The sequence below is a fragment of the Ruegeria sp. YTSC199 genome, assembly GCF_059609725.1.
The window spans coordinates 121,002-145,313 of sequence record NZ_JBXWMF010000003.1; the positions used below are offsets into that span (position 1 = coordinate 121,002).

Genomic DNA, 24,312 nt, shown 5'->3' on the forward strand with positions numbered 1-24,312 from the left:
GGGGGCTGCCTCATGTGGGCCACCGTGCCGCCACTCAACAACCCATGCCGGTGGCCCACAGGAATTTTCTCAAACAGAAGGATCAACTCAATGAAACGAACTCAAATCGCGATCTTCGTTGCAGCTATGATGGTGTCGGCAGCGGCAAATGCCGAGGATCTGGAATTCCTGCTTTACAATGACAGCAGCGCCGATCTGGTGGAATTCAACATATCCCCCGCGTCTTCCGACGATTGGGAAGGCGATCTTCTCGACGGCGGACATCTGGCGCCGGGGTATCAAATCGGCGTGGATATCGCAGACGGCCTGACCACCTGCATCTATGACATTCGGGGGATATTCTCTGACGGTTCCAGCGCAGAAGATTTTGGTCTTAACCTGTGCGATCTGGGAGAGTACGCATTCACCGACTGACACAGTGCGAAAGCTCCGTTGCAGCGGGGCTTTTGTGTTTCTGATGGGAAAGTGGTTCGCTTTGAACCGACAACAGCAAGGTAGAGGTTTTAGCTATGAAGGTTTCCGCCAGTTCATTTTTGCTTATCAATATCCTGCTGACAGGCGCGCTCTACGTTTTCAGTTTCATCGCGCTTGGTAGCGGCGTTCCAAGTATTACTTCAACCGGGGCAGAAGTCGTCGCGTGGTTCACTGAAAATGGAGCGAACGCACGCACCTACGCCTGGGCTTCGACGTTCGTATCGCTGGGTCTGATGATATTTGCAGGTCAGATATCGGCGCTGCTTCCTACGCCTCATCGCTACGTGTTTTTTGCTGGCGTCCTTGGGTGTGCCCTGACCGCGCAGGTACAGGCGTGGATCTGGGCGGGGTTGGCGTTTCGCCCCGCCGTTTTGTCTGACGCGCTGGCGCAGGTGATCTTTGCCATCGCCGCATTCTGGGGTCCGGTTTTAAATGCTTCCACAACGGCAATGGCCGCTGCTGTCGCCGTTTTGGGGTTTGGTGACCACAAGATCATCCCCTCGTGGCTGGCGTGGCTCAGCGTCGTGTTCGCCGGTGAGCAGGCTATCGAAACGATCACTGTGTTCGGTAGCTCTGGTTTTATCGCGCCGGGCGGTCCGATGAACGTGTATCTCGGAGGTATTCTTGGCTTCTTGTGGGTCGGAGGGGTGGTGCACTGGTCGATGCAGAAACTAGCGAAAGCGTAGCGAAGAATGTCATGTTGCGCGTTGTTTTCAAACCTGCGGCAGTGCTGGCAATCGATTGCGTATTTTGACTGAAGCTGAACGACGGCTTTGGAGAGTTCCATCTTGGCGAAGAGGGGCATTTCAAATGGCCGCTAAAGGCCTTGAGCGCGTGTAGTTTTATATTGGAGGTGCAGCGCGTGTCGTGACCAACTGTCTGGCCACAACCCTTTCGCGATGTATCATGTACAGCCCTGCACTGATGATGATGGCAATACCAAGCAGGCTAAGCGTGTTGGGGAAGTCACTGAAGACAAGATAGCCGAACAGGGTCGCTACCGGCAGCTCAAAGTATTGCAGAGGGGCCAACGTGGCCGAAGGGGCAAATGAAAGTGCATAAGTCATCATCAAGTGGCTCACTGTCGCAAAAACACCAGTCCCCAGAAGCCACAACAACGCGATGTCTGTCGGCCAAACGGGATCGAAAAGCTCGGAACCAGAACCTTGCGCAATTATTAAGATTGGAATGCAAAACAGGCTGGCAATCAGGCCAGTGTGGAATTGCAGAGCCACGGGGTGCATCCGACGCGACAACCCCCGCGTCACAAGAATGTAGAAAGCGAAGGCAACGGCCGTGCCAAGCGGAATTATTGCAACCACACCAAAGGCTGCGAAACTGGGTTGGATCACGAACAATACACCAACAAACCCCACAAGAGCTGCCCCGACTCGACGAGGGCCGACGTCTTCGCCAAGATAATACTTGCCGACCAACAGGACGATGAACGGGGCCACAAACACGATTGCCAACGCATCAGCAAGTGGCATCACACGGATAGCCGCAATGAAGCAAAAAGTTGCGAACAGTAAAAGTAAAGAGCGGAAAACGAGAACCATCAATTGACCGCGCGCCACTCGCAACGACAGCCCCATTATCCAGATAAACGGGGCCATCAACGCGCATTGAACTACAAACCGAGCAGCCGTTATCTGCCCAACTGGAACACTGGCTGATGCGAGTTTCGCAGCTACATCCAGCAAAGGAGCAGTCAGGCAAAATCCAAGCATCAGCGAAACGCCTGCAAGGATGCGATCCGTAGATTGAGGTGTGGAATCAGCGGAGGTCATTCCACCATGTAAAAACGTTGCCAAATGCGTGTCTGTTCTCAATGCGACGCCAAGCAAAAGTCCCGAAATTCGCGAGTTCGGGTTGCGTTTTGACTTGCGCCCGCAGCGCAAGGCAGGTTCGTTGCGCCGCGCTGCGGCGAGAGAAACTTGGTTCAAGGTCCGCTACGGGCTGCTCAAGACGGCCGGATTTAGTGCGATCAGGGCGACGCCGCAATGCAAAGTCTTTTTCTTTAAAGATCATTTCATTGCTAGGTTTCGTCCGAGGGGAGAAGCAAGAAGGACGGTAGGGCACAATTCTTCCGAAAGTACCTTCTCACCAGCCGAGACAGCTTCAAGTTGACACGCACCGACGCTCTGGCCGAGTGGCGCGAACTTGGCGGTTCACGAAGGACAGCTCTAATGGCCTAACTGAAACTGGTTCGAATTTGTCTGACAGCACCTTTGGACCAATAATTTACCTTTGTAGCGATTTGGGGCGAATTCGAGTATACTAAGCTATTGGTATACGGAGATTCATATTTTGAAATATGCCAAGTTTATAGCGTTTTGTTCTGGCCTGGCACCAATTCTATTTGTTGCGACAATCTTGGGTGCTCAGAACGCTGCAGGCCCTTGCAGCGATCTTAGGCCTGTATCCAATGCGCTCGGTTATAAAGTTCGAGACGCCAATACGCGCTGTGAAGGGCTATATGAATCTACCGTACGTGCAATCGGCCTCGAGCTCGTAGGTGTGATGTTAAATCGGTCCTTTGATTTTTCAACCGATGCAGTACAGATCGTTGGACCGGAAGCGGCGAGCTTACCGCCCCACATGAATAGGCAGATAAGGGTTCGCGCCGTCGCGCTTCCACTCAAGACCTATTACCAGATGGATGGGGTCCTTGATGGCAGCTCGCGACTGCACTGGCCTATCGGGGACGTAGTAAAGCCGGCGGGTTTGAAACCAAAAAACCTCGGGCTTTACGGATGGATCGAAACAGGGGGGGGGAAAACCTTCGTTCCTGTTCAGGTCGTTGCCAGCGATTCGCATAACCCGACGTCCGACGTGATCACGCTCATGTTTCGTGTGTCAATGAATGCAGAGGCAATCTACTGGCGTAGGAACGAAGATGGCGTTGAGACGGAGTGGCTTAGCGTCATCGATAGTCCCGTCAGTGCTGGCAAAACAGTCTTTGTTAGCTTGCCCAACGAGCCACCGTCCGAAATTCGCATAGATGTCGCGGCAAAGAGAGAAAACAGCGACAAATGGGAAAGAATTAAGTTCAATGTTCTGCGGGTCGCCCAATGAAAGCCTCGGAACGACGCCGGATCGTCGAACAACGGGAAACCGAGTTAAGCGTAGCTACAGCCGCTGTTTTGTCAAACCCAGACGCGAATGTCGCGGCCGAGCTGAGACGAATACGCGAATATGATCGATTGTTGGCTGCTGACACAGAAGGACCCGGACGCGAGCGTTTATTAGCCGTCGCGATTGGCATTGTTTGCGTTACTATCGTCGGTCTTGGGCAAGTTATTCGAATGCCTGTTAGTAGCCTCAAACTGTTTGTGGAAAGTGAAAGCACCAAATTCGAGGTCTCAAGTGACTGGGCATGGAACGCCTCGATCGATGAAATCGAGCGTCTGCACTTGGTTGGGTTCGAAAGCGTCGAGCTTCCGACCGCAATTCCTGCAGAGGACTTGGAAGAGCAACCAGAGAACATTGGACTGAAAGGTGGGCAGCTAACGTTTGAGACGCTCGTGGTTGGTGAGGGCGGTCGCGTTACAATCGACACTGACACTGTCTCAACCGATCTATTCGCAGAGGCTGCTGCTGTGAGCGGGCAACTGACTATAAACAGCGCGACAATTGTGGACGTTGGTTCAAACTATGTTGAGGCAGACCCTCAGTCGGACGGGCCAATTTCCAGCATTCCTGACATCCCTGAGATTGTTACGTTTGCCGCTGAACCAAGTTTGGCGGTGCCTGTTCACATTCGCATTGAAGGTGGAAACAAAAGCGGAATTGATAACGTTCATATTTCGGAACTGTCTTTTGCGCGGAGAATTTCGTCTAGCCCTGGAAATTTCGAGTTTGAGTCCACGATAGTCTCTGGTCATCTATCGTTTCCACAAGCGCGAAAGGAAGTCGTCCTCCACCGAGGTGATCACATTGAAATACGCGAGGCCACCGAAGCACGACTGGTCAGCATCTCGTTGGACGAGCGATTGATGATCACCTTCGAGGGCAAGGCAAAAGTCATCAGGATGGTTCAGGCTGGAGAGCCTATCGACCTCCGGCCGACCGTATTGGAGTATATCTTTTACAATAACAGAATGACGTTTTTGTGGAGCGCCCTTGGGATCGTTTGGGGCTTTGCCTGGAGTATCCGCAGAACCGTTTTCGGATGAGGAGGGGAAGATGATGCTTAGACCTGTTCTGTCATTGTTGGTCAGTGCTTTTTGCGCGTTTGTTTTTGTCTTTGGTGAGAACGAGGCGAAAGCGCAGCAATTCTCTGGTGAATCTTTCGCGCGTGACTTCAGAAGTCTCGTGGTGAAAGTCAAAACCACATGGGAGTCCGGTCTGCAACAAGACGGGTTTGGCTTTGTCGTGGGTCACAATTCAACAGGCGCGTACATCGTCACGGCCAACCACGTTGTTAGAGGTAGGGGACCAGGCGAAGTCGCGAAATCGGTCGAGATCACCTGGTTTCACCGTCGGGGTGAGCAATTCCCCGCAACGCTGATCGGGACGGCTGACGCAAAACGCGACATTGCGGTGCTGCGGACAGAACTACCAGTAGGTGTGACCATTTCGCCGGACTTACTGATCAGCCCGGCCGCGCCGATTCAGCGAGGAGCAAAGGTCTGGTTCATTGGCAGGGCGGGAGAATGGTACGTTCCGTTCCAGTCAGGGATTGTAAACAGTGTCGATCTGGACGATCAGATCCTGATCGACGGGCTAAATGTTCAGGTAGGTACATCTGGTGCGCCGCTCACGACGGCTGAGGGTGTGGCGGGCATCATAATTGAGGATGCCGGTGGTGTTACTAGGGCAACGTCAATCGGGTTCATCGCCCGCGCATTTCGGGCCTGGGCCCATCCCTGGGATATCAAAACAGTCACCCGCACTGACGATACCCCTCCGACGCCAGAGCCTGAACCTGAGCCTGCACCTGTAGGCGCGCGCTCGGAATGGTTTGTTTTTCTCGGCTCGTTCCCTCACAGCAGTCTGACCGATGCGCGACAGCTCAAAAGCCGGGCAGAGCAGTATTTTCCCGGCGAGGCTATCATCATTGATACGGATTTGTACTCGAACCTGACCAACGGTCTTTATTCGGTCGTAATCGGCGCAGGCAGCCGTGGTGAAGCTCAAGAGATTAGAAAGCAAGCTCAACGTCTGGTGAGTGATGCGTATTTTAAGCAGGCTGGAGCCTATAGCGGTCAGTAAAGCTGGGACCGAAAGAGATCGCCTGATGAACTAAGGGAATGGAGGAAACAACATTGCATTCTCCGCGTCGTAATTTCTGCGTAACGGTTTTGCTCTCTTGTGTTGCTTTCCTGTCTGCGCAAGTTGCCAAAGCTCTTGAGATCGTGTCCAGGTCTGACTGGCGTGCGAAGGACCCCGCTGGTCAGATGAAGCGCCACGATCCAAAGCGAATTACCATTCATCATAGTGCGACAAAGCGGCGGCCAAGTGTCCCGCTCGATCAGAAACTGAGGTCTTTGCAGGCGTTCTCGCAAAGCGATGGTTTGTTGGCAGATGGAAGGCGAAAAAAACTTTGGGCCGATGTGCCTTACCATTTTTACATCGATGCGAATGGCGTCGTCGCTGAGGGTCGGCCGGTTGCCTTTGCCGGGGATACAAACACCAACTACGACCCAACGGGCCATATCGGAATTGCCGTGGAAGGAAACTTCGAGAACGAAGTGCCATCGACATCTCAGTTAAACGCTCTTGTCGAACTAATTCAACTACTTCTCGATGAATACGAATTGGAACCCGACACCATTGATCATCACGGTTCATTTGCAGCTACTGCATGTCCTGGCCGCAATCTTGCGACCTATTTACCAGAATTAGTATCGCGTGTGTCGGGTTATAGTGGAAAATCCAGACGCGGATCAAAACTTCCGAGACCCGAGAAAAGACCGACCTCACAAGATAGTCGGTAGCCGTGATGGTTTTGTCAGGGTGCTGTCAATGGAATGATATCCAGCCGTCCATCTTAGCTCTCCCATCGGACGAGCGCGGGCAGTAAACTGATCTGTGAAGAAAAAGGGTATTGCCAACTTATTTGCGCTCTGAACCGGTAACCGCTCACGCATGTTCGTCAATTGGGCCTCATAGTTTGCGACATATCCTATATAATCGTGTCTACCCTGATATCAGAATCTGGATGGCCAAGCCGCCAAGGATTGCGGATGTATCCAGCGTCAGCTTGCTGCCGTAGGCGTTCAACAAGTCAACTGATATGGCCAAACCCAAACCGGTACCACTGACAGAAGTGTCTAACCGACCTCCCGAACGAAGTACCCCTTCACGTGCACTTTCAGGAATTCCAGGCCAGTCATCATCAATGCAAATCTGAATGCCGCCCTCAACACGTTTTGCGGCGATGTGTGTTGTTGTTCGACACCACTTGAGGGCGTTGTCGACGCCGACGAAGAGGAAGTTAAGTCGCTGCTGGGCTTGTAACGAAAGACCACAGCACCTTCGCGTCAATCAACCATCAGTGCTGACCACTCACCGAAGCACTGAAAGCTGAGCCAGCCAAATGCGTCAAAGGATGGGTAGCGGCTGGCCCACATTTTTGTACATCAAAGGCTACGCACTTTTTCCCGAGGGCGAACAAAAAAGAATCCCTGACCCAAAAATAGGGCCGGGATTCAGTTTTTAATTCCAATATCTAGGACGAATACCGGGAATTGCTTGGGTCTTCTAAACTACCTTCAGAAGTTGTTATGTGCCTCAAAAAGCCGCTTGTTATTAACGATCTCTGTCAGTGCGTTTTCAAGAGGAGGGAAGCGAGCACTGCTCGATTTGGTCGTGGTTGACAAACGTTCCACGGCCAGTTTGCCGGACGTTTGCATCACAGATGTTGTGCTGGATTCTTCAGTCACAAAGGCAGACTTGATCAAGCTTTACCCTTTGTCAGCGATCAAATGGCCCACCAACCCGATTGATCCAACATCACCACTATGCCTCAGCTTGTTTGAACACTCAGAGAATACTTTGTTCACGTTCGGTCAATGTTGTTCGCGAAATAAAGGCAAAAGAATTTGTGGACGAAGAACATCCTGTCTTGGTGCTTAATTTGGGTTAAGCGATGACAACCGCATCTCATGGTTCCAGATCGTGGGTTACCTACGCCTCGGCACGGATTGATATTAATCAAGCCGACACTGGATTGAGCGTTTAGGTTGCTTGCGACACGGCACTTATTCTAATTCCTGAGGGTAACATTGAAGTCTTCCTTTCCACCCTGGGTTCGCTCAATAGCGATAGCGGCTGCACTGTTCGGTCTCCTGACCATTTATTCGGGAGGAATGGCTCTATTCGGGGGTGCCGCAGCCAAAGCAGCTGTGGGAGATGCGGTACCTTTTGTGCTTTGGTTCAATTTTCTGGCAGGATTCGTCTATTTGCTTGGTGCCTTCGCAATCTATAAATCCACAGCCTCGGCAAAACGAATTGCCTGGTTGATAGGCGTATGTACACTATTGGTGTTTGCAGTTTTGATAATAGTAGTTCTTGGTGGAACGCCGTTCGAATGGCGAACCATCGGTGCAATGACCATACGCAGTGGATTTTGGCTAGCCACAGCTTTTGTGCTTTCCAGAACAGTATGAGTCGGCCAAATCGACGTCACGCCTTTACCCACATTGCTTCGCGAGGCCGGCACCTTTGATTGAAATCAAAGGCCGTGGCGAAGAGTTTCGGCATAGTAAGTTCGCTTTTTATCCGGTATGCGGGAGTGTCATAATGGCAGTACTTATTGCCTACGGAACAATTGAAGGTCAGACCGCCAAGATCGCGCGCTTCATTAGCAAAGTCACAGAAGAAGCCGGATACGAAACAAGGCTGATTGATATCGGTCAAATGGCATCCCCAATGCCTTTAGAAGACGTGGATCACGTCATCCTGGCGGCTCCCGTCCATGAACGCCGGCACCCCAAGCCATTCGAGACGTTTTTGGAACACCACAATGACGCATTATCCGCGCGAAGGTCGCTTGTGCTTTCCGTCAGTCTAAAAGCAGCTTTTCAGAAAGGTCAGGAGGACGCGCGGGACTATCTCACCGAAATGCTGATGCGAACGAATTTCGAACCAGACGCGACCGCCTTGGTCGCTGGTGCCGTGCGGCCTGATAACTACGGGTATTTTGAAAGAGAGATCGTTCAACACGTTGTCTTGCTAGGCCGGAAGTTTAATCCTCGAGATTGTGCAAGAGAATTCACTGATTGGGACGCTTTGAAAACAACCGTAACAGCATTTCTGGACGAGTAATGCGGCCGATATTCTGAAGCAAATTAAGCAGAAAACAGCAAGTTCTGACTGCGGGCATTAGTGATCTTTGCGCGCGTGGTCACAAGTTTAGAGCTATTATTCCGGCTACCAGTCTACGGTTTTCTTTGGGGTATAATGTTCTTCATCCTCTCCCATGTGCCACTTGCCACAGAATCCAGTGTAATTGCCCGCCTTTGAAAGGAAAGATTCCGGGCGTGAGCTGGCCCTTTCAAACAACTCGTTGAACGGGCTGCCCAACTTCGATGCGATCGCATGAACAACTTTGCGCGATCAGAACTTTGCAACTAAGCCCGATGCCTCCGCGTTTCCAAGGATGATCTCTAGGTGATCTGTGAACCCTTGAAAAAACGCAGCCAAGATTTCCAGCCAACTTTGGGTTCCTGTCTGACTTCAAACTAGTCTGATAGATGCATGCGCGTCATCGCGGTCGAACCCGAGCGAAATCTCAATTTCAGACTATAGCTGCATCAAAAATGTTGCATTTGAGCAATATTGGTTACGAAAACGTTAACGGGAGAACTTTTAGAACTGATCTCCTTAAGCTTGCGAATACCCTGTGCGAAATTGTGATGGGTTTTATCGGGCAGATTGCTGTTCTTCGGGATTGCGCGATTGCCATGTGTTCTGGGTGGAACCGGTACGAGGTTCGAGGGTGACAATGAGATCAATTCTGCTGTTCGCGATTTCACTTTTCATGGTGATTTCAACACCGTTGCTTGCCGCGCCTACATCTGACTCGAAAGTCGGTGATACAGTTACCAACCCAGTGACCGGCTTGGATACCACCGTAAGTGCGTTGATCGTGGACCCGGCATCGACGCCAACAGCGGGGACAACCGCCTTTGTCGAAACGGCGGACGGTTACGTGTTTCTGGTTAAGGGTGCGGGCGATACGATCTACAATACCGACAATCCCCCGCTGGCTTTTAATATTGTTTCCATTGCAGGGACAACGGCGCAAATCAGCAATTCTGGCGCGTCCGGCACCGCCAGTTTGTCGACGCAACTGACCCTTTCGCAGTACAACAGCAACTTCAACAGTTCCGGTACCCCGGGCACAGTGACCCCGCCCGAGGATGTCTCGGGGCCCAACGGTGTGAACCAGGTTGTTTACGGGCAGAATGGCAGTAATGGACGTGATGGCGCATTGGTTGTGCCGCCAAGCTCGGGCGGTAATGGATCCAATGGTCCAACTCAGACTAAGACACTGACAAGCGACGTCAATGCCACCAGCAACATCGGCTGGCAAGTTGGCAGTGTCGGTGGGAACGGGGGTAGTGGCGGAGATTCGTACCTGAGTTTCTGGAGCGGTCGCGATGGTGGTGATGGCGGCAAGGGCGGAACGGTCAACGCAACTCAGGCCACCAGTAGTACGATTCAAACATCTGGCGATGGCAATGACGGCATCTTCGCATTCAGCCGCAGCGGTAAGGCAGGTAACGGCGGCAGCGGATTTGCGGCGCCGGGCGGGGGCACCGGCGGGCATTCGGCCGACGGCGGCAATGTGACGGTCACCCAGCGGGGTACGATTTCGACAAGCGGAGATTCTGCAGACGGAATCTATGCGCTGAGTGTTTCCAACAATGGCGGCAATGGCGGATCGCAATGGGGATTAGTCGGGTCTTCCGGTGATGGTGGCTATGGTGGAAGTGGTGGCAGGGTGACGGTCAACACGGCGTCAACTGGCAGCATCCTGACGACCGGAGACTTCGCAAATGGTATCTACGCCCAGTCCATTGGCGGTTCGGGTGGATCTGCGGGGACCAGCGGCAACCTTCTGGTCTCATTGATCGGCGGCGCGGACAATGGCGGCAATGGCGGTCAGGTTTCGGTTTCGCATCGCGGTGCAATTGAAACGCAGGGAGACTTTGCACGCGGGATCGTCGCGCAGTCCATCGGCGGTGGCGGCGGTTCGGGCGGAACAGCGGGCGGTCTGGTGTCTCTGTCTTTGGGCGGTGTAGGCTCGAATGGTGGTAGCGGCAATACTGTCAGCGTTACGGTACAGGGCAGCGGCAGCGTTTTGACCTCAGGTACAGGTGCCGACGGTGTCATGGCGCAATCCATTGGCGGTAGTGGCGGTACGGGGGCGAACTCTTTCGGTCTGGTCGCCATCGGCGGCACCGGGTCCAGAGGCGGCACGGGTGCGGCGGTCAGCGTCAGCAACTACGGGCGTATCGTGACTGGCGGAGACGGCGCCCGCGGCGTTATCGCGCAGTCCATCGGCGGCGGCGGTGGTGATGGCGGCTCGTCCGGAGGCATGGTGTCTGTCGGCGGCAACGGCAGCGGCGGCGGCAGCGGTTCGACTGTGACCATTGTAAATGACGGCATAATCACCACGTCCGGTGACGATGCGATGGGCATTCTGGCCCAGTCCATCGGTGGTGGCGGTGGTAATGGCGGCTCGTCCGGTTCGGTTGGGGCATTTGTCGGCGTGGCCATTGGCGGTAAGGGTGGTGCTGGCGGAACCGGCGGAAATGTCAACGTCACCTTGTCCAACACCGACGGCAGCCAGCCTTCGGCGATTCAAACCTCGGGCGATCGTTCGGCAGGTGTGTTCGCGCAATCTGTTGGTGGCGGCGGCGGCAATGGCGGCGGTGCCGTGTCAGTCGCTGTAGGGGCCTTTGGTGCGGCTTCGGTTTCGGTTGGCGGTTCGGCAGGTAACGGCGGAGATGGCGGAACGGTCACGCTTAGTGGCAGCGGCGCGGCTTCGGTGCAGACCGGGGGGGACGATTCCATCGGTGTCATGCTGCAATCGGTCGGCGGTGGCGGCGGCAACGGCGGCTACGCCGTGTCGGTTGCCGTGTCCGGTGGGCCGGTGTCCGGCTCATTGGCCGTTGGTGTAGGCGGCGACGGCAGTTCAGGTGGCAAGGGCGGGTCGGTTACGGTCGGCCAGTTCAACAGCAGTGGTATTGCGACGGCGGCTGGGTTTGAGGGCACAGTGGTCACCACTGGCAACCGCTCGACCGGTATGTTGTTCCAGTCCGTTGGCGGCGGGGGCGGTAATGGCGGTCTGGCCGTTGCTGCGACCGGAGGAGCCTCGGCTCTGTTCTCGGGCAATGTCTCGGTCGGGATCGGTGGTCAGGCGGGTAGTGCCGGGAATGGTGGTCTTGTGCAGGTTTATACCAAGGCGGATGTCACCACGACGGGTACGAATTCCAGTGGGATAATCGCGCAATCGGTCGGCGGCGGCGGCGGCAACGGCGGCGGCAGCATCGCGGCCGGGATCAGCGCAAGCGGCGGTGCGGCCGTTGGAATCAACGTTGGTGTTGGCGGTGACGGTGGCGGTGCCGGAACCGGGGGCAACGTTACTCTGATCGCGGGCGGCAATTCGATCGAGACCAGTGGTGCGTTTTCCAGCGGAGTTGTAGCGCAGTCTGTCGGCGGCGGCGGCGGCAATGGCGGCTATGCCGTCGGAGCCAGCGCCGACATCGGCGGCGCGGCGGCCGGATCGGTGAGCGTCGGTCTTGGCGGCAAAGCTGGCGGCGGCGGGGCCGGGGGAACCGTTACCGCGCAGGTCGATGCGGATGTCACCACGCGCGGAGATGATTCCGGAGCGGTCGTCGTGCAGTCCATTGGCGGCGGCGGCGGCAACGGTGGCTTTAGTGTCGCGGCAGGTCTCGCGGCAGGTGGCGCGGGTGCGGGGACTGTGGATGTGGGCCTTGGTGGCGACGGCGGCAGCGGCGGCATTGGTGGAACCGTCACGGGCGTGCGCGTCAACGGCGATGTCCGGACCGAGGGCGCGCGTTCGACCGGTGTTGTGATCCAATCCATTGGCGGTGGCGGCGGCAATGGCGGCTTCAACGTCACCGCAGGTGTCGCGGCAGCGGGGGCCGGAGCGGGGTCCATCGGTGTCGGACTTGGCGGTAACGGGGCTACAGGCGGCGATGGCGGCGTGGTCGAAGGTCAGGTCGCGGGCAATGTCACAACGCTGTCCGACAGTTCAAGCGGCGTGGTGTTCCAGTCCATCGGTGGTGGCGGCGGCAACGGAGGCTTCAACGTCACGGCCGGGATCGCAGGGGCCGGTGCGGGTGGCGGAGCTGTCACAGTGGGCCTTGGCGGTGACGCTTCAGGCGGCGGCATCGGGAAATCCGTTACCGGTCGCGTGACCGGAACCGTCAGCACGGGTGGAGCGGATTCCACCGCCGTTCTTGCGCAATCCGTTGGCGGCGGCGGTGGTAATGGCGGTTTCAACGTCAGCGCGTCATTGGCTGGCGCAGGCGTCGCCAGTGGTGCAGTATCTGTCGGCCTTGGTGGCGACGGCGGTACCGGCGCGACGGGCGGATCTGTCAATCTGACCACAACGAATTCCATTGTTACGGCCGGAGACCGTTCCTCGGGCGTGGTTGCTCAATCCATTGGTGGTGGCGGCGGCAATGGCGGCTTTAACGTTTCGGGCACCGGGGCAGGTGCGGGAACGGCCAGCGGTGCGGTAAGCGTCGGGCTAGGCGGCACTGGTGCGGGTGGCGGGAATGGTGGCGCGGTCAATTTGACCTCGGGCGGAACCATCCTGACTCAAGGCGACTCGGCCACGGCCTTCTTGGCGCAATCCATCGGGGGCGGTGGCGGCAACGGCGGTTTCAACGTCAGCGCGTCAGTGCAGGGATCGGGCACAGCCGGGGGCGGCGTGTCGGTTGGTCTGGGTGGCGCGGGCGCGGGTGGAGGTGACGGCAGCACCGTCATCGCCACGTCGAATAACGCTGTTGAAACCCGGGGCGACCAATCGTCGGGTGTCGTGGCGCAGTCCATTGGCGGCGGCGGCGGCAACGGTGGCTTCAACGTGGCCCCGGTTCTGTCGGGCGCAGGCACGGCCAGCGGTGCCGTCAGCGTCGGGTTGGGCGGATCGGGCGGCACGGGCGGCAATGGCGGTAATGTCACGCTGACTTCGAACGGAACCATCCTGACCGATGGTTTCGCGTCTAGTGGTTTTGTCGCGCAGTCCCTCGGTGGTGGCGGTGGCAACGGCGGGTTCAACGTCTCGCCGACTGTATCTGGCGCGGGAACCGGCGCGGGGTCGGTGTCTGTCGGGCTGGGAGGTTCGGGTGATGGCGGTGGTAACGGCGGTCTGGTCACGGCTAGCACCACGGCGAATGTCGTGACCAAGGGCGATGCTTCGGTGGGCATTTTGGCGCAGTCCGTTGGCGGCGGTGGTGGTAACGGCGGCTTTAACGTCTCGCCTGCACTTGCCGGGGCTGGCACGGGATCGGGCGCAATCAGTGTTGGTTTGGGTGGATCCGGCGGCGGTGGCGGCACGGGCGGTGTTGTCGATCTGACCGTTGCCAACAGCGTGCAAACCGAAGGCGCACAATCCAATGCAGTCGTCGCTCAATCCATCGGTGGCGGCGGCGGCAACGGTGGTTTCAATGTATCGGCCTCAGTCGGCGGCGCGGGTACGGGATCCGGAGCGGCTGCCGTGGGTCTGGGGGGTCGCGGAACCGGTGGTGGCGATGCTTCGGCAGTCACCGCAGATGTCACCGGCAACCTTGTGACGCTGGGCGAAACCTCGACCGGCTTGCTGGCGCAGTCTGTCGGAGGTGGCGGTGGTAACGGTGGTATGAATATCTCGGTCGCAGTCGCTGCAGCGGGCACTGGCTCTGGCGGTGCGTCGGTGGGTCTGGGTGGTGCATCCGGCACTGGCGGCAACGGCGGCGCGGCTGAAGCCACCCTGAACGGCAATGTCTCGACGCAGGGCGACGAGTCCGGTGGCGTCATCGTGCAGAGCCTTGGTGGCGGTGGCGGCAATGGTGGCATGAACGTCTCGGCCACGGTAACGGTTGCCGGTAAAGGCAGTGGCGGAGCATCCGTCGGGCTTGGCGGCAGCGGCGGCAACGGAGGTAACGCGAATACAGCGACCGGTACGGTTGTGGGCAATGTCGTCACTGCAGGCGACAACTCTGGCGGCGTTCTGGTGCAATCCGCTGCGGGCGGTGGCGGCAACGGAGGATTGAATGTCTCGGCCGCCGTGAACATCTCGGGTACGGGCGGCGGCGCAATTGGCGTTGGTATCGGCGGGTCCGGTGGCGACGGTGGCAACGCGAGCGCGGCAACGGGCTCGGTCACCGGAGACGTCACCACGAGCGGCGACAACGCAACCGGTGTTCTAGTGCAGTCCGTCGGTGGCGGTGGCGGCAATGGTGGCGTCAATATTTCGGGCGCGCTGAGCATTGCGCGCACCGGGTCGGGCGCGGCGGGCATCGGTGTGGGCGGCTTTGGTGGCGATGGCGGTACCAGTGGCGTGATCGACAGTACTTTCGACGGCAACGTCAGCACCACTGGCACACGTTCGGCCGGGATCGTCGCGCAGAGCCTCGGCGGCGGTGGCGGCAATGGTGCTACGAATATCTCCGGTGCGATTTCGGTGGCCAGCAACTATTCGGGTGGTCTGGGGATCGGTGTTGGCGGTTTCGGCGGTGATGGCGGCGCGGCCGAAAACGTCACGCAGCAGGTCACGGGCAATGTCACGACGACCGGCGACGACTCGGTCGGCATTCTGACCCAGAGTCTTGGGGGCGGAGGTGGCAATGGTGGCACCAACATTTCGGCGGCCTTGTCCCTGTCCCGGTCGGCCAACGCGGCTGTGGCTATCGGGGTTGGTGGATTCGGCGGCGGCGGTGCAGATGCCGGGGCGCTGGTGCAATCGACCGTCACGGGCGGTGTCTCCACCGGCGGCGATCGAAGCACGGCCATTCTGACGCAGAGCCTTGGTGGCGGTGGCGGCAATGGCGGCACGAATATCTCGGCCTCGTTGGGCATCAGCCAGGAAAATGGTGGCTCGGTCAGCCTGGGCGTTGGTGGTTTCGGCGGCGGCGCGGGCAATGCGGGTGATGTGATCAGCACTTTGCGGTCTGCCACAGATAGCAGCGGCACAACCTCGGTGGTTACGACAGGCGCGGACAGTATCGGTGTCATGGCGCAATCCGTTGGCGGTGGCGGCGGCAATGGCGGCCTGAACGTTTCGGGTGCGGTGAATCTGACGGGCAAATCCGGCGCGGCGGTTGCTTTGGGTCTTGGCGGCTTTGGCGGCGGCGGCGGCAATGCCGGGGCGGTGACACTGGATGTTCAAAGCGACGTTGTGACCGCGGGTGACGGGTCGCATGGCTTGCTGGCACAGAGCCTTGGTGGCGGCGGTGGCACCGGTGGCGTGAACATCTCGGGTTCGTTGGCGCTGACCAAGCCATCCGGTTCGGACACGATCTTCTCGGTAGCGGCGGGTGTTGGTGGCTTTGGCGGGTCGGGCGGTAATGCCAGCGACGTTGACCTGGACTACACCGGCAATCTGCAGGCGGTGCCAATGGTGAAGCAACCCGACGGCTCGTTTGCCGTGGATGAAAGCAAAGGCGCCAGCGGGATTATCGCGCAGTCGCTGGGTGGCGGCGGCGGCAATGGGGGCACAAACGTGTCCGGCGGCATCGCGATCAGCGGCAAACCCGGGGCAGGTCAGACAGACAGCAGCAAGTCTTATGCCGTTGTCGTGGGTGTCGGTGGCTTTGGTGGCGGTGGCGGTGATGCCGGGAATGTCGATGTGAATATCGGCGCAGGCAGCACGATCATGGCGCATGGCACCGGGCAATCCGGCCTGCTGGCGCAATCGCTTGGCGGCGGCGGCGGCAATGGCGGCCTGAACGTTTCCGGCGGGATCGTGTCCGACAGCTCTCTGATCGTCGGTGTTGGAGGGTTCGCGGGCGATGGCGGCAAGGCGGGCAACGTCACCGTGACATCGCAGGCGGATATCACCGTGACGACGAACCCGGATGATATCTCGATCCCCAATACCACCACCTTTGAAGACAAGCTGCGCGACTTCCTGGGCGACACGATTGTGGATGAGACCGAAGAACTTGCCTCAAGCTTCGGGTTGGAGCGACTGTTCATCGACATGGGTGTCTTCAACGAAGACAAACCCGATACTGATGGCTCGGCTGGTCTGATGGCGCAGTCCATCGGCGGCGGTGGCGGCAATGGCGGCTTGAACGTGTCGGGCGGTATCGCGTTGAGCAAGGACGGCAAGATCCCCTCGGTCACCTTCGGTGTCGGCGGTTTCGGTGGTGACGGTAACGTCTCGGGCGATGTAACCGTTAACCATGCCGGCACTGTTTCGGTCGCCGGTAACTGGAAGCACGGCGTTCTGGCCCAATCCATCGCGGGCGGCGGCGGCAACGGCGCGCTGAACGTAACCGGGCAGTTGAACTACGGGGACTCCAATAATTCTGACGGCAAGACCGACCTGAGCATTGTCGGTGGTCTTGGTGGTCATGGTGGCACCGGGGCGCATGCAGGGAACGTATCGGTCACGCAAACCGGTAGTATTGCGACCAACGGTTACCACGCCCGCGGTATCTTTGCCCAAAGCATCGGCGGCGGTGGTGGCACCGGCGGGATCAATGCGACGTTTGTCGGCACCAAGGACAGCTCGCCCATTGCCATGGGCATCGGCGGCTTTGGCGGCGGCGGCGGAGATGCGGGCGATGTGACCGTCGCGCGCGGTACTGCCGCTATTGCGGCGGGCACCATCGTGACCGATGGCGTCGGCTCGCACGGGATCGAGGCGTCCAGCATCGGCGGCGGCGGCGGCGACGCCGGCATTAACGCGGTTGTGGGCATCAGCAAGACCACCGGCGGCCAAAGTAATGGCGGCACCGGTGATTCAACCGATCGCAAGACACCGACCAATTCCGGCGTCGATGACTCGGTTATCGCCAATTACAACAAGGTGCTGGACGAGTTGGAAGGCAAAACCAACCCGGCAGATTCTTCTGGCAACAAAACCGGCGTTTCGGCTGTGGTTGCCATCGGTGGCGATGCCGGAACCGCCGGCGATGGCGGCACGGTGGATATCGACCACTACGGCGATATCCTCACCAAGCAGGACGGCAGCCACGGCGTCTTTGGTCAGTCTATCGGCGGTGGTGGCGGCAACGCGGCCCTGAATCTCGGCATGACCTATGAGCTGGCTTCGGATGCGACCAACAAGGGTTTTGGTCTGGCTATTGGTGGCGGTACGGGTGAGGGCGGAATCGGCGGTTCGGTCGACGTTCGAAATACCGGCGATATTTCCACACTCGGAGCGGATTCCCATGGCCTGTTCGCCCAATCCGTTGGCGGTGGCGGCGGTAATGCGGGTTACAATTCGGCCTCGACCTCGGTGGATGGCGGAAACGTCAACATTCAGATCGGCCGGACCGGCGGCACTGGCGGCAGCGGTGGTGATGTATATGCCAGCTCGAACGGGATCATCAGCACCGCGGGCAACCGGTCCTATGGGTTCTTCGCGCAGTCCATTGGCAATGGCGGAGGCAACTCGTCTTCGACCTCGGTCAGCATCGGCACGCCAAAAACCGGAGATAGCAAGGGCAACAAAGCCAGCCTGTCGGTGGGTCTTGAAGGCGGCACCGGCGGCGCAGCCGGCGATGTGACCTCGGTGGTTGCGGGTACAGTGGTCACGCAAGGTACGGATGCACATGGTGTGTTTGCGCAATCCGTTGGTGGCGGTGGCGGAACGGGTGGCAAGGCCAGCAACTCGGCCGGTAAGGGCATCTCGGTTGCGCTTTCAATCGGTGGCACTGGTGGCAGCGGCGGCGTGGGTGGCAAGGTCGATGTGACCAACACGGCGCGAATAGCCACGTTCGGAGAACGCTCGGTCGGCTTGATGGCGCAATCCATCGGCGGTGCAGGTGGCACCGGTGGTATGGTGCAGGCCGGTCAGTCGAACCTCGACACGATCAAGGCCGTGGTCAATCCGTCAACGGTGGGCACAACCGCGTCGATCAATATTGGCGGCACCGGAGGTGACGGCATGACCTCGGACACCGTGACCGTGGTCAGTGACGGGATCATCACCACCGAAGGCACCATGTCGCACGGAATCTACGCCCAGTCCGTTGGTGGCGGCGGCGGCATGGGTGGTGTGGTAGAAAACCGCATCATCAGCCTGCGCAAGGAGATCGGCAACACGGCGACCCTGTCCATCGGCGGCAATGGTGGTACGGGCGCGACGTCGGCGGCAGTTTCCGTAACCAACCGTGACCTGATCCAGACCACGGGCGACAAATCGATTGGTATCTATGCGCAGTCGGTTGGCGGCGGCGGTGGTGACGCGCAACAGGTGCGCAACATCATTCTGGGTCGGTCTTCGGACGGGGCAACAACGAATGCCATTTTGATCGGTGGCACTGGTGGAACCGGCGGGGCTGGCAGCACTGTGACCGTTGTCAACGAAACCGATGGCACGATCCTGACCACCGGTACCGAAAGCCACGGCATCTTTGCACAATCGATCGGTGGCGGGGGCGGCAATGGCGGCTCGACGATTTCGGTGGATGGCCGCTATGGCGGGGCCGAGGCCAGCACACGGCGGGCATTGCAATTCGGTCTGGGCGGTTCGGGCGGTACCGGCGGAATTGGTGGCGCCGTGTCGGTGACCAATGCCGGGACAATCGTGACCACAGGAGCCGGAGCTCACGGCATCTTTGCGCAATCCATTGGTGGTGGCGGCGGTAACGGCGGCAGCTCGATCACGGGCACGGTGCGGCTCAAGACCGGGGACAGCAGCTCTCCGACCGCGCAGCTGAACATCGGCGGTTCGGGCGGCAGTGGCAATGTTGCGGGCAACGTGGTGGTCACGAACAGCGGCGATATCCGGGTGGATGGCGCCGGAGCCTATGGCATCATGGCGCAATCCGTTGGTGGCGGCGGTGGCAATGGCGGTCTGGCCGTTGCCATGGATGTGAATGACCTCAAGAACACCATGACCGGCAAGTCCTATTCCAAGATCGCCATTGGCGGGTCCGGAGGAGATGGTGCAGATGGCGGAGACGTCACGGTCAACCACACAGGCGCCATAGTCGTCAATGCCACAAACGGGTTCGGTATCTATGCGCAATCCGTTGGCGGCGGCGGTGGCAATGCCGGGTATTCGGTATCTTCCCCGCTGGTCTCGGCGCTGGACTACACGATTTCGCAGGCCCTTGGCGCGCGCGAAGGGTCCACCGGTTCGGTGGGCACCGTGACGGTCAATTCGACTGGCGACATCCTTGTAAACGGTGAAGGCAGCCAAGCGGTGTTTGCCCAGTCCGTGAACGGCGGCGGTGGTAATGTCGATACAACTGTCGATTTCACCACCACGACGAGTGGCGCGACCGGCTCTGTCGTCAACAGCGATATCGCCCTGGGTGGTGATGACGTTTCGGGTATGGCGGGCAGTCAGGTTGCGCAGTCGCATACCGGCAACATCGCCACGACCAGCGACAGATCAACAGCCCTGATGCTGCAGAGTGTTGGCGGCGGCGGCGGCACCGCGGCGACCAATGTCGATGTGCAGGATGGCGACGGCATCGACATCACTGCGCGTCTGGGTGCGATTGACACCGATGACGCCGGCGGCGGAGATGTGAATGGCAGCCGCACGGGCGATGTGGGTACCGATGGTGCGTTCTCGTCTGCAGGCTCGGCGCAATCCATTGGCGGGGGCGGCGGCAAGCTGGTGCTGAACAGTACCGGAGCGGTCGATACGAACAAGGCCGCGTCGGTGATCCTGGGATCTGACCCCAGCTTTAGCAATGATGGCGGCGGTATCACCCTGACGCTGGACGGCAACGTGTTCACCAGCGGAAATCGCTCCTTTGGCCAGAGCATCCAGAGCATCGGAGCGGGTGGCGGAGAGGTCGTCATCTCGGGCCTGGGGCAGGCTGACGTGACGCTGGGTGCGCAGGACGGTTCGACCGGCGACGGCGGCGATGTTGATTTCGCCAATACCGGTGACGTGACCACCAGCGGCAACGGATCGCACGGGTTTGTCATTCAGAGCATCGGCGGCGGTGGTGGCCTTGTCTCGACCGACATGGAGGCTAGCCGGGTTACCGTGGACCTTTCGGCCAACAATGGCGGTGACGGCGGCGATATCGGGTTTACCCAGGCCGGAAACATCGTGACGACCGGAGAGAACGCGATTGGCGTTGTCGCGCAGTCGCTGGGCGGCGGTGGCGGCATGGTGGACTCGGTCTTCCGCGGGTCCGCGGGCGGTGCTGGGATCGGCGGTGCCATCGACATGGCACTGACTGGCAACATCCTGTCGGTCGGCGAAGGCGGCATCGGCGTTCTGGCGCAATCCGAAGGGCGCAACGGGGCGGGTGCCATTACGCTGGGGCTCGATGGTGTCGTCATGGGCGGCACAGGGCAGGCGGACGCCGTTGCCTCGATCATTGTGGACGGTGGTGCAAACAATGCGCTGACTCTGTCGGAGAACACGGTTCTGCTCGCTGGTAACAACCAGTTGATGAATGGCGGTGACGGAAACGAACAGGTCTCGCTTGCGGGCGCAGCGCTTGGCAACCTAAACCTTGGCGCGGGCATCAACAGCCTGACTGTCGAGGACGGAGGCGCTTTCTATGCGCTGGATACGATCAACCTGGGCGCCGCCGGGGTGATGCAGGTGAACGGCGACTTTGTTCTGGGCGCGAACTGGGGCTTGAACACGGACTTTACGTCGAGTGTTCAGGCGGGCGACTTTGTCTTTGCCGGTAACGTCAGTCAAACCACGAACCTGACCGGGAGCCTCGCCTTCGGCGCAACGGCAAGCTCGGTCTTTGACGTATATTTCCTAACCTCGGGGGCTTCGGGGGGCGACAGCGATCTGGTCAATGTCACCGGCGATGCCACAATGGGCGGCACTCTGTTGCCACAGTTGAACACGCTGGAACGGGCCTTGCCGCTGGTCATCGTCAACCCGGATGGCACGGCGGCGGATGCGGGCACGACAATTCAGGACACCGTGGTGCTGGATTACTCGATTGGCCTGAACGGTTCGACTTCGGACGGAAGCTCGATTGATCTGGTGATCACGCCGGACTACTCGACCACCAACATGAACGCGAACCAAACGGCTGTTGGGAATTACATCAATCAGGTCCTGAACGGGCAGGGGTCGGCCGCGCAAGGCGAGTTGTTTGCGCTGATTGGCAACATGATGTCCGAGGCTGATGTCATCGCCGCGATCGACGGACTGACCGTGGGGGATTACGCCTCGGATGCGGTGGACGCCTATTACGGTACCCGGGTGTTTGCGGATACCCTGCACAATTGCGAGCGATTTACCGACTATCAGGCCGGTGACGATCCGCGCAATTGTGTCTGGTTCTCCGGAGGAAGGTCTTTCTACGACCGGGATCAAACGGGCATTTACGATGAGCTGGACATTAATAACACCAACCTATCCGCCGGTGTCCGTCTGCCAGTCGGGGATGAACTCTATGCCGGGTTTGCAGTGGGCTATGACCGGATCAGCCTGCGCAACGGATCGCAGTACAATGCAACCGGTGACCGGTTCAATCTGGGTGCGTCGCTGACCAAATACACCGGTGCATGGGAGTTTGCCGCCATGCTGTCCGCCGGTTGGTCGGACTATGATACGCTCAGGGCCGGTGGGATCAGTGGCGTGCTGCCGAACGGGAACGTTGTAGACACCGTTGGCGTTAGCTCGACCAAGCACAAGATGAACCACCAGAATCTGCGGCTGAGCTTTGCTTATGACCACAGGTTTGCCGGTGGCAGCTCTTACTTGCGACCCGAGATCGCAGTAGATGCTACGCGCCTGGCAACCGAAAGCAACGGCGACGCAACCCTGTCGGGGATTGTCCTGCAAGACAACAGCGAGATGATCTATTCGCTGACGCCATCGCTGGAGATCGGCACCGAACAGGTCCTGAGCGCCTCGCAGAAACTGCGCGCAAGTTTGCGGGCCGGTGCCATCATTTCATCGGACGACACCGTTTCGGTCAGTGCCGGGTTCGCGGGCGCCAGCGCCGCCGATGGCGGGTTCTCGAATACCAGCTATATCGGCGATACACACGGGCTGGTTTCAGCCCGGCTGGGACTGTTCGCACTGGACGACAGCAGCTTTATCAACCTGAGCCTCGACCATATGTTCGGAGACTCGACCGAGGCCTTGCAGGTCGGCCTTGGTCTTGGGGTACAATTCTAATCAATGAGGGACAGCAGTATGAGAACTTGGATTTGCGCTTTGGGGGCCTCATTGGGATTGGCGGTTCCGCTTGCCGCACAGGAGAACGACGCGCCATTGTGGTCGGTCAATTGCAGCAATCTGGTCAACGGCACCGAGCTGATCTGCGAAATGACCCAAAGCATCGTTTTGACGGAGAACAACCAGAGGCTTACCTCTATTGCGTTTGTGAAACCCGCAGGCAAGGACGAGACCGAGACCGTGCTGACCCTGCCGTTTGGCCTGCTGTTTTCCGAAGGGCTGGTCGCCAAGGTCGATGGCGCCGAAGTTGCGCGTCTGGACTTCCTGACCTGCGAAGCGCAGGGCTGTTTTGCCCGTTCCCCCGTCTCACCGGACTGGATGTCAGCGATGCGGGCTGGCGATCAGTTGACGGTCGAAGGCAAAAACAGGGTCGGAGACCCGATCTCATTTGGGTTCGACCTGGCAGGTTTCAGCAAAGTGTCCGATCTCTTGCCATGACAGGCTGGGCATTTGAGAAAACGCTAGCGCCTCGGCTATCACGTTTTTCTGTCTGGATATTGTCGATGTAACGATAGCGGGTACCCAACTTGCTAAACTCGTGGTTGGTTTCCGACGGAAGGATGTTGGGTTAAGAAACCTTGATTATCTCGCGCTATTGCCGCGCTTTGATAGAACTGGGGCAGGGGATCGAGGCGTTTCGCGTCACAGCGCATTCCGGCTAACGACTACACATGATCCCATACAGGTGTGGTCGTTATCGTTCTGACAGCATCCGGCGTTTCTCAGCCATCGCTTCGCGGCGATTGCGTTCGATCCCCAGTCTGAACGACTCTTCGACGAAGTCGATATGATCGACTGCGGCTTTTGCCGCGCGCGCCTCATCGCCGTCGATTACTGCTTTGCCCAATTCCAGATGCTGGGCCAGCAATTGCTCGCCGGTGCCGTCGATCGTCTTCAGGAAATCGCGATTGTAGAACACACCCTTGCGTGTGAGTTCATAGATCGAGGCCATCATGTGGATCAGGGTTGCATTCTGACTGGCATCCACGATTGCCGTATGCAGCGCAAAATCGGCTTCTTGCGCGGCTTTGGTGTCATTCTCCTGCCAGGCCCGTTCATTTTCGGCCAGAATTTCTGCGATCCGCTCTTTATCCGCCTTGGTCGCCCGCTGCGCAGCAAGGCGGGCGGCAAAGCTCTCTTGCTCGCGCCGATATTCCAGATAATCGAAAAAGGCGGGTTCGTGCCGTTCGTACAGCGCCAGCAGAGCGGGCATCATCGCCTGACCGGTCAGGGCGGCGACAAAAGTACCCTCGCCATGTTGTGTGGTGACCAGTCCGCGTTCTTCCAAAGCCGCCAAAGCCTCGCGCAGTTTGGGGCGTGACACGCGCAGCATTTCGGCAAGATCACGTTCCGAGGGCAGTTTGCGACCCTGCTTCAGGATGCCGGATGCGATCAGATCCTCGATCTGGGCGACGACGGCCTCGGCCAGCGATTCGTGTCCGACCGGTTCAAAAATCGCTGTGGGGCTCATGGTTCCGCGCCTCCGCTTGGTGACAGAATTAGGGGTGTTG

15 protein-coding genes are annotated in these 24,312 nt (G+C 58.6%); 11 read left to right on the forward strand and 4 right to left on the reverse strand.

The annotated features are described in order from the left end of the window. Nucleotides 1-90 precede the first annotated feature (90 nt). On the forward strand, nt 91-414 hold the full coding sequence (locus AC2FEE_RS03775; RefSeq protein ID WP_496863150.1) for a hypothetical protein: 324 nt from the start codon (nt 91-93) through the stop codon (nt 412-414). A gap of 95 nt (nt 415-509) precedes the next feature. Beyond that, nucleotides 510-1,160, forward strand: coding sequence for a hypothetical protein (locus tag AC2FEE_RS03780; protein WP_496863151.1), 651 nt, complete (start codon nt 510-512; stop codon nt 1,158-1,160). Between the two features lie 156 nt (nt 1,161-1,316). Here AC2FEE_RS03780 and AC2FEE_RS03785 read toward each other — a convergent pair whose 3' ends face one another. Then, complete coding sequence (locus tag AC2FEE_RS03785) at nt 1,317-2,264, reverse strand: DMT family transporter (RefSeq protein WP_496863331.1); 948 nt, start codon at nt 2,262-2,264, stop codon at nt 1,317-1,319. Between the two features lie 28 nt (nt 2,265-2,292). Between AC2FEE_RS03785 and AC2FEE_RS03790 the strand changes: the two genes are divergently transcribed. The 5 genes from AC2FEE_RS03790 (at nt 2,293) to AC2FEE_RS03810 (ending at nt 6,416) form a co-directional block, all read left to right on the forward strand. After that, nucleotides 2,293-2,604: a hypothetical protein gene (locus AC2FEE_RS03790; protein ID WP_496863153.1), complete on the forward strand. Its 312-nt coding sequence runs from the start codon at nt 2,293-2,295 to the stop codon at nt 2,602-2,604. 180 nt (nt 2,605-2,784) lie between these two features. After that, nucleotides 2,785-3,552, forward strand: coding sequence for a hypothetical protein (locus tag AC2FEE_RS03795; RefSeq protein WP_496863154.1), 768 nt, complete (start codon nt 2,785-2,787; stop codon nt 3,550-3,552). Then, complete coding sequence (locus tag AC2FEE_RS03800) at nt 3,549-4,652, forward strand: hypothetical protein (protein WP_496863156.1); 1,104 nt, start codon at nt 3,549-3,551, stop codon at nt 4,650-4,652. Before AC2FEE_RS03795 ends, AC2FEE_RS03800 begins: the two co-directional genes overlap by 4 nt. A gap of 10 nt (nt 4,653-4,662) precedes the next feature. Further along, complete coding sequence (locus AC2FEE_RS03805; protein WP_496863158.1) at nt 4,663-5,691, forward strand: S1 family peptidase; 1,029 nt, start codon at nt 4,663-4,665, stop codon at nt 5,689-5,691. Nucleotides 5,692-5,729: 38 nt separating this feature from the next. Further along, nucleotides 5,730-6,416 carry a peptidoglycan recognition protein family protein gene (locus AC2FEE_RS03810; protein ID WP_496863159.1) on the forward strand — a complete coding sequence of 229 codons (687 nt, stop codon included), beginning with the start codon at nt 5,730-5,732 and terminating at the stop codon, nt 6,414-6,416. Nucleotides 6,417-6,618: 202 nt separating this feature from the next. On the opposite strand, the gene AC2FEE_RS03815 is transcribed toward AC2FEE_RS03810, so the two are convergent. Continuing rightward, nucleotides 6,619-6,966 (reverse strand): ATP-binding protein, encoded by a 348-nt coding sequence (locus AC2FEE_RS03815; RefSeq protein ID WP_496863161.1) that lies wholly within the window; start codon nt 6,964-6,966, stop codon nt 6,619-6,621. Nucleotides 6,967-7,193: 227 nt separating this feature from the next. Next, a complete protein-coding gene (locus AC2FEE_RS03820; protein ID WP_496863162.1) occupies nt 7,194-7,382 on the reverse strand; it encodes a hypothetical protein in 189 nt (62 codons plus the stop codon). Between the two features lie 408 nt (nt 7,383-7,790). Between AC2FEE_RS03820 and AC2FEE_RS03825 the strand changes: the two genes are divergently transcribed. From AC2FEE_RS03825 to AC2FEE_RS03840, 4 genes are all read left to right on the forward strand, one after another. After that, a complete protein-coding gene (locus tag AC2FEE_RS03825; protein WP_496863164.1) occupies nt 7,791-8,090 on the forward strand; it encodes a hypothetical protein in 300 nt (99 codons plus the stop codon). Nucleotides 8,091-8,223: 133 nt separating this feature from the next. Next, nucleotides 8,224-8,748, forward strand: a complete 525-nt coding sequence (locus AC2FEE_RS03830; RefSeq protein ID WP_496863165.1) for a flavodoxin domain-containing protein — start codon at nt 8,224-8,226, stop codon at nt 8,746-8,748. A gap of 679 nt (nt 8,749-9,427) precedes the next feature. After that, nucleotides 9,428-22,741: a hypothetical protein gene (locus AC2FEE_RS03835; protein ID WP_496863166.1), complete on the forward strand. Its 13,314-nt coding sequence runs from the start codon at nt 9,428-9,430 to the stop codon at nt 22,739-22,741. Nucleotides 22,742-22,759: 18 nt separating this feature from the next. Then, the gene (locus AC2FEE_RS03840) at nt 22,760-23,239 is read left to right on the forward strand and encodes an invasion associated locus B family protein (protein WP_496863167.1); all 480 of its coding nucleotides are present in this window, start codon (nt 22,760-22,762) and stop codon (nt 23,237-23,239) included. A 256-nt stretch (nt 23,240-23,495) separates the two neighbouring features. On the opposite strand, the gene AC2FEE_RS03845 is transcribed toward AC2FEE_RS03840, so the two are convergent. Further along, a complete protein-coding gene (locus AC2FEE_RS03845; RefSeq protein WP_496863168.1) occupies nt 23,496-24,272 on the reverse strand; it encodes a FadR/GntR family transcriptional regulator in 777 nt (258 codons plus the stop codon). Nucleotides 24,273-24,312 lie beyond the last annotated feature (40 nt).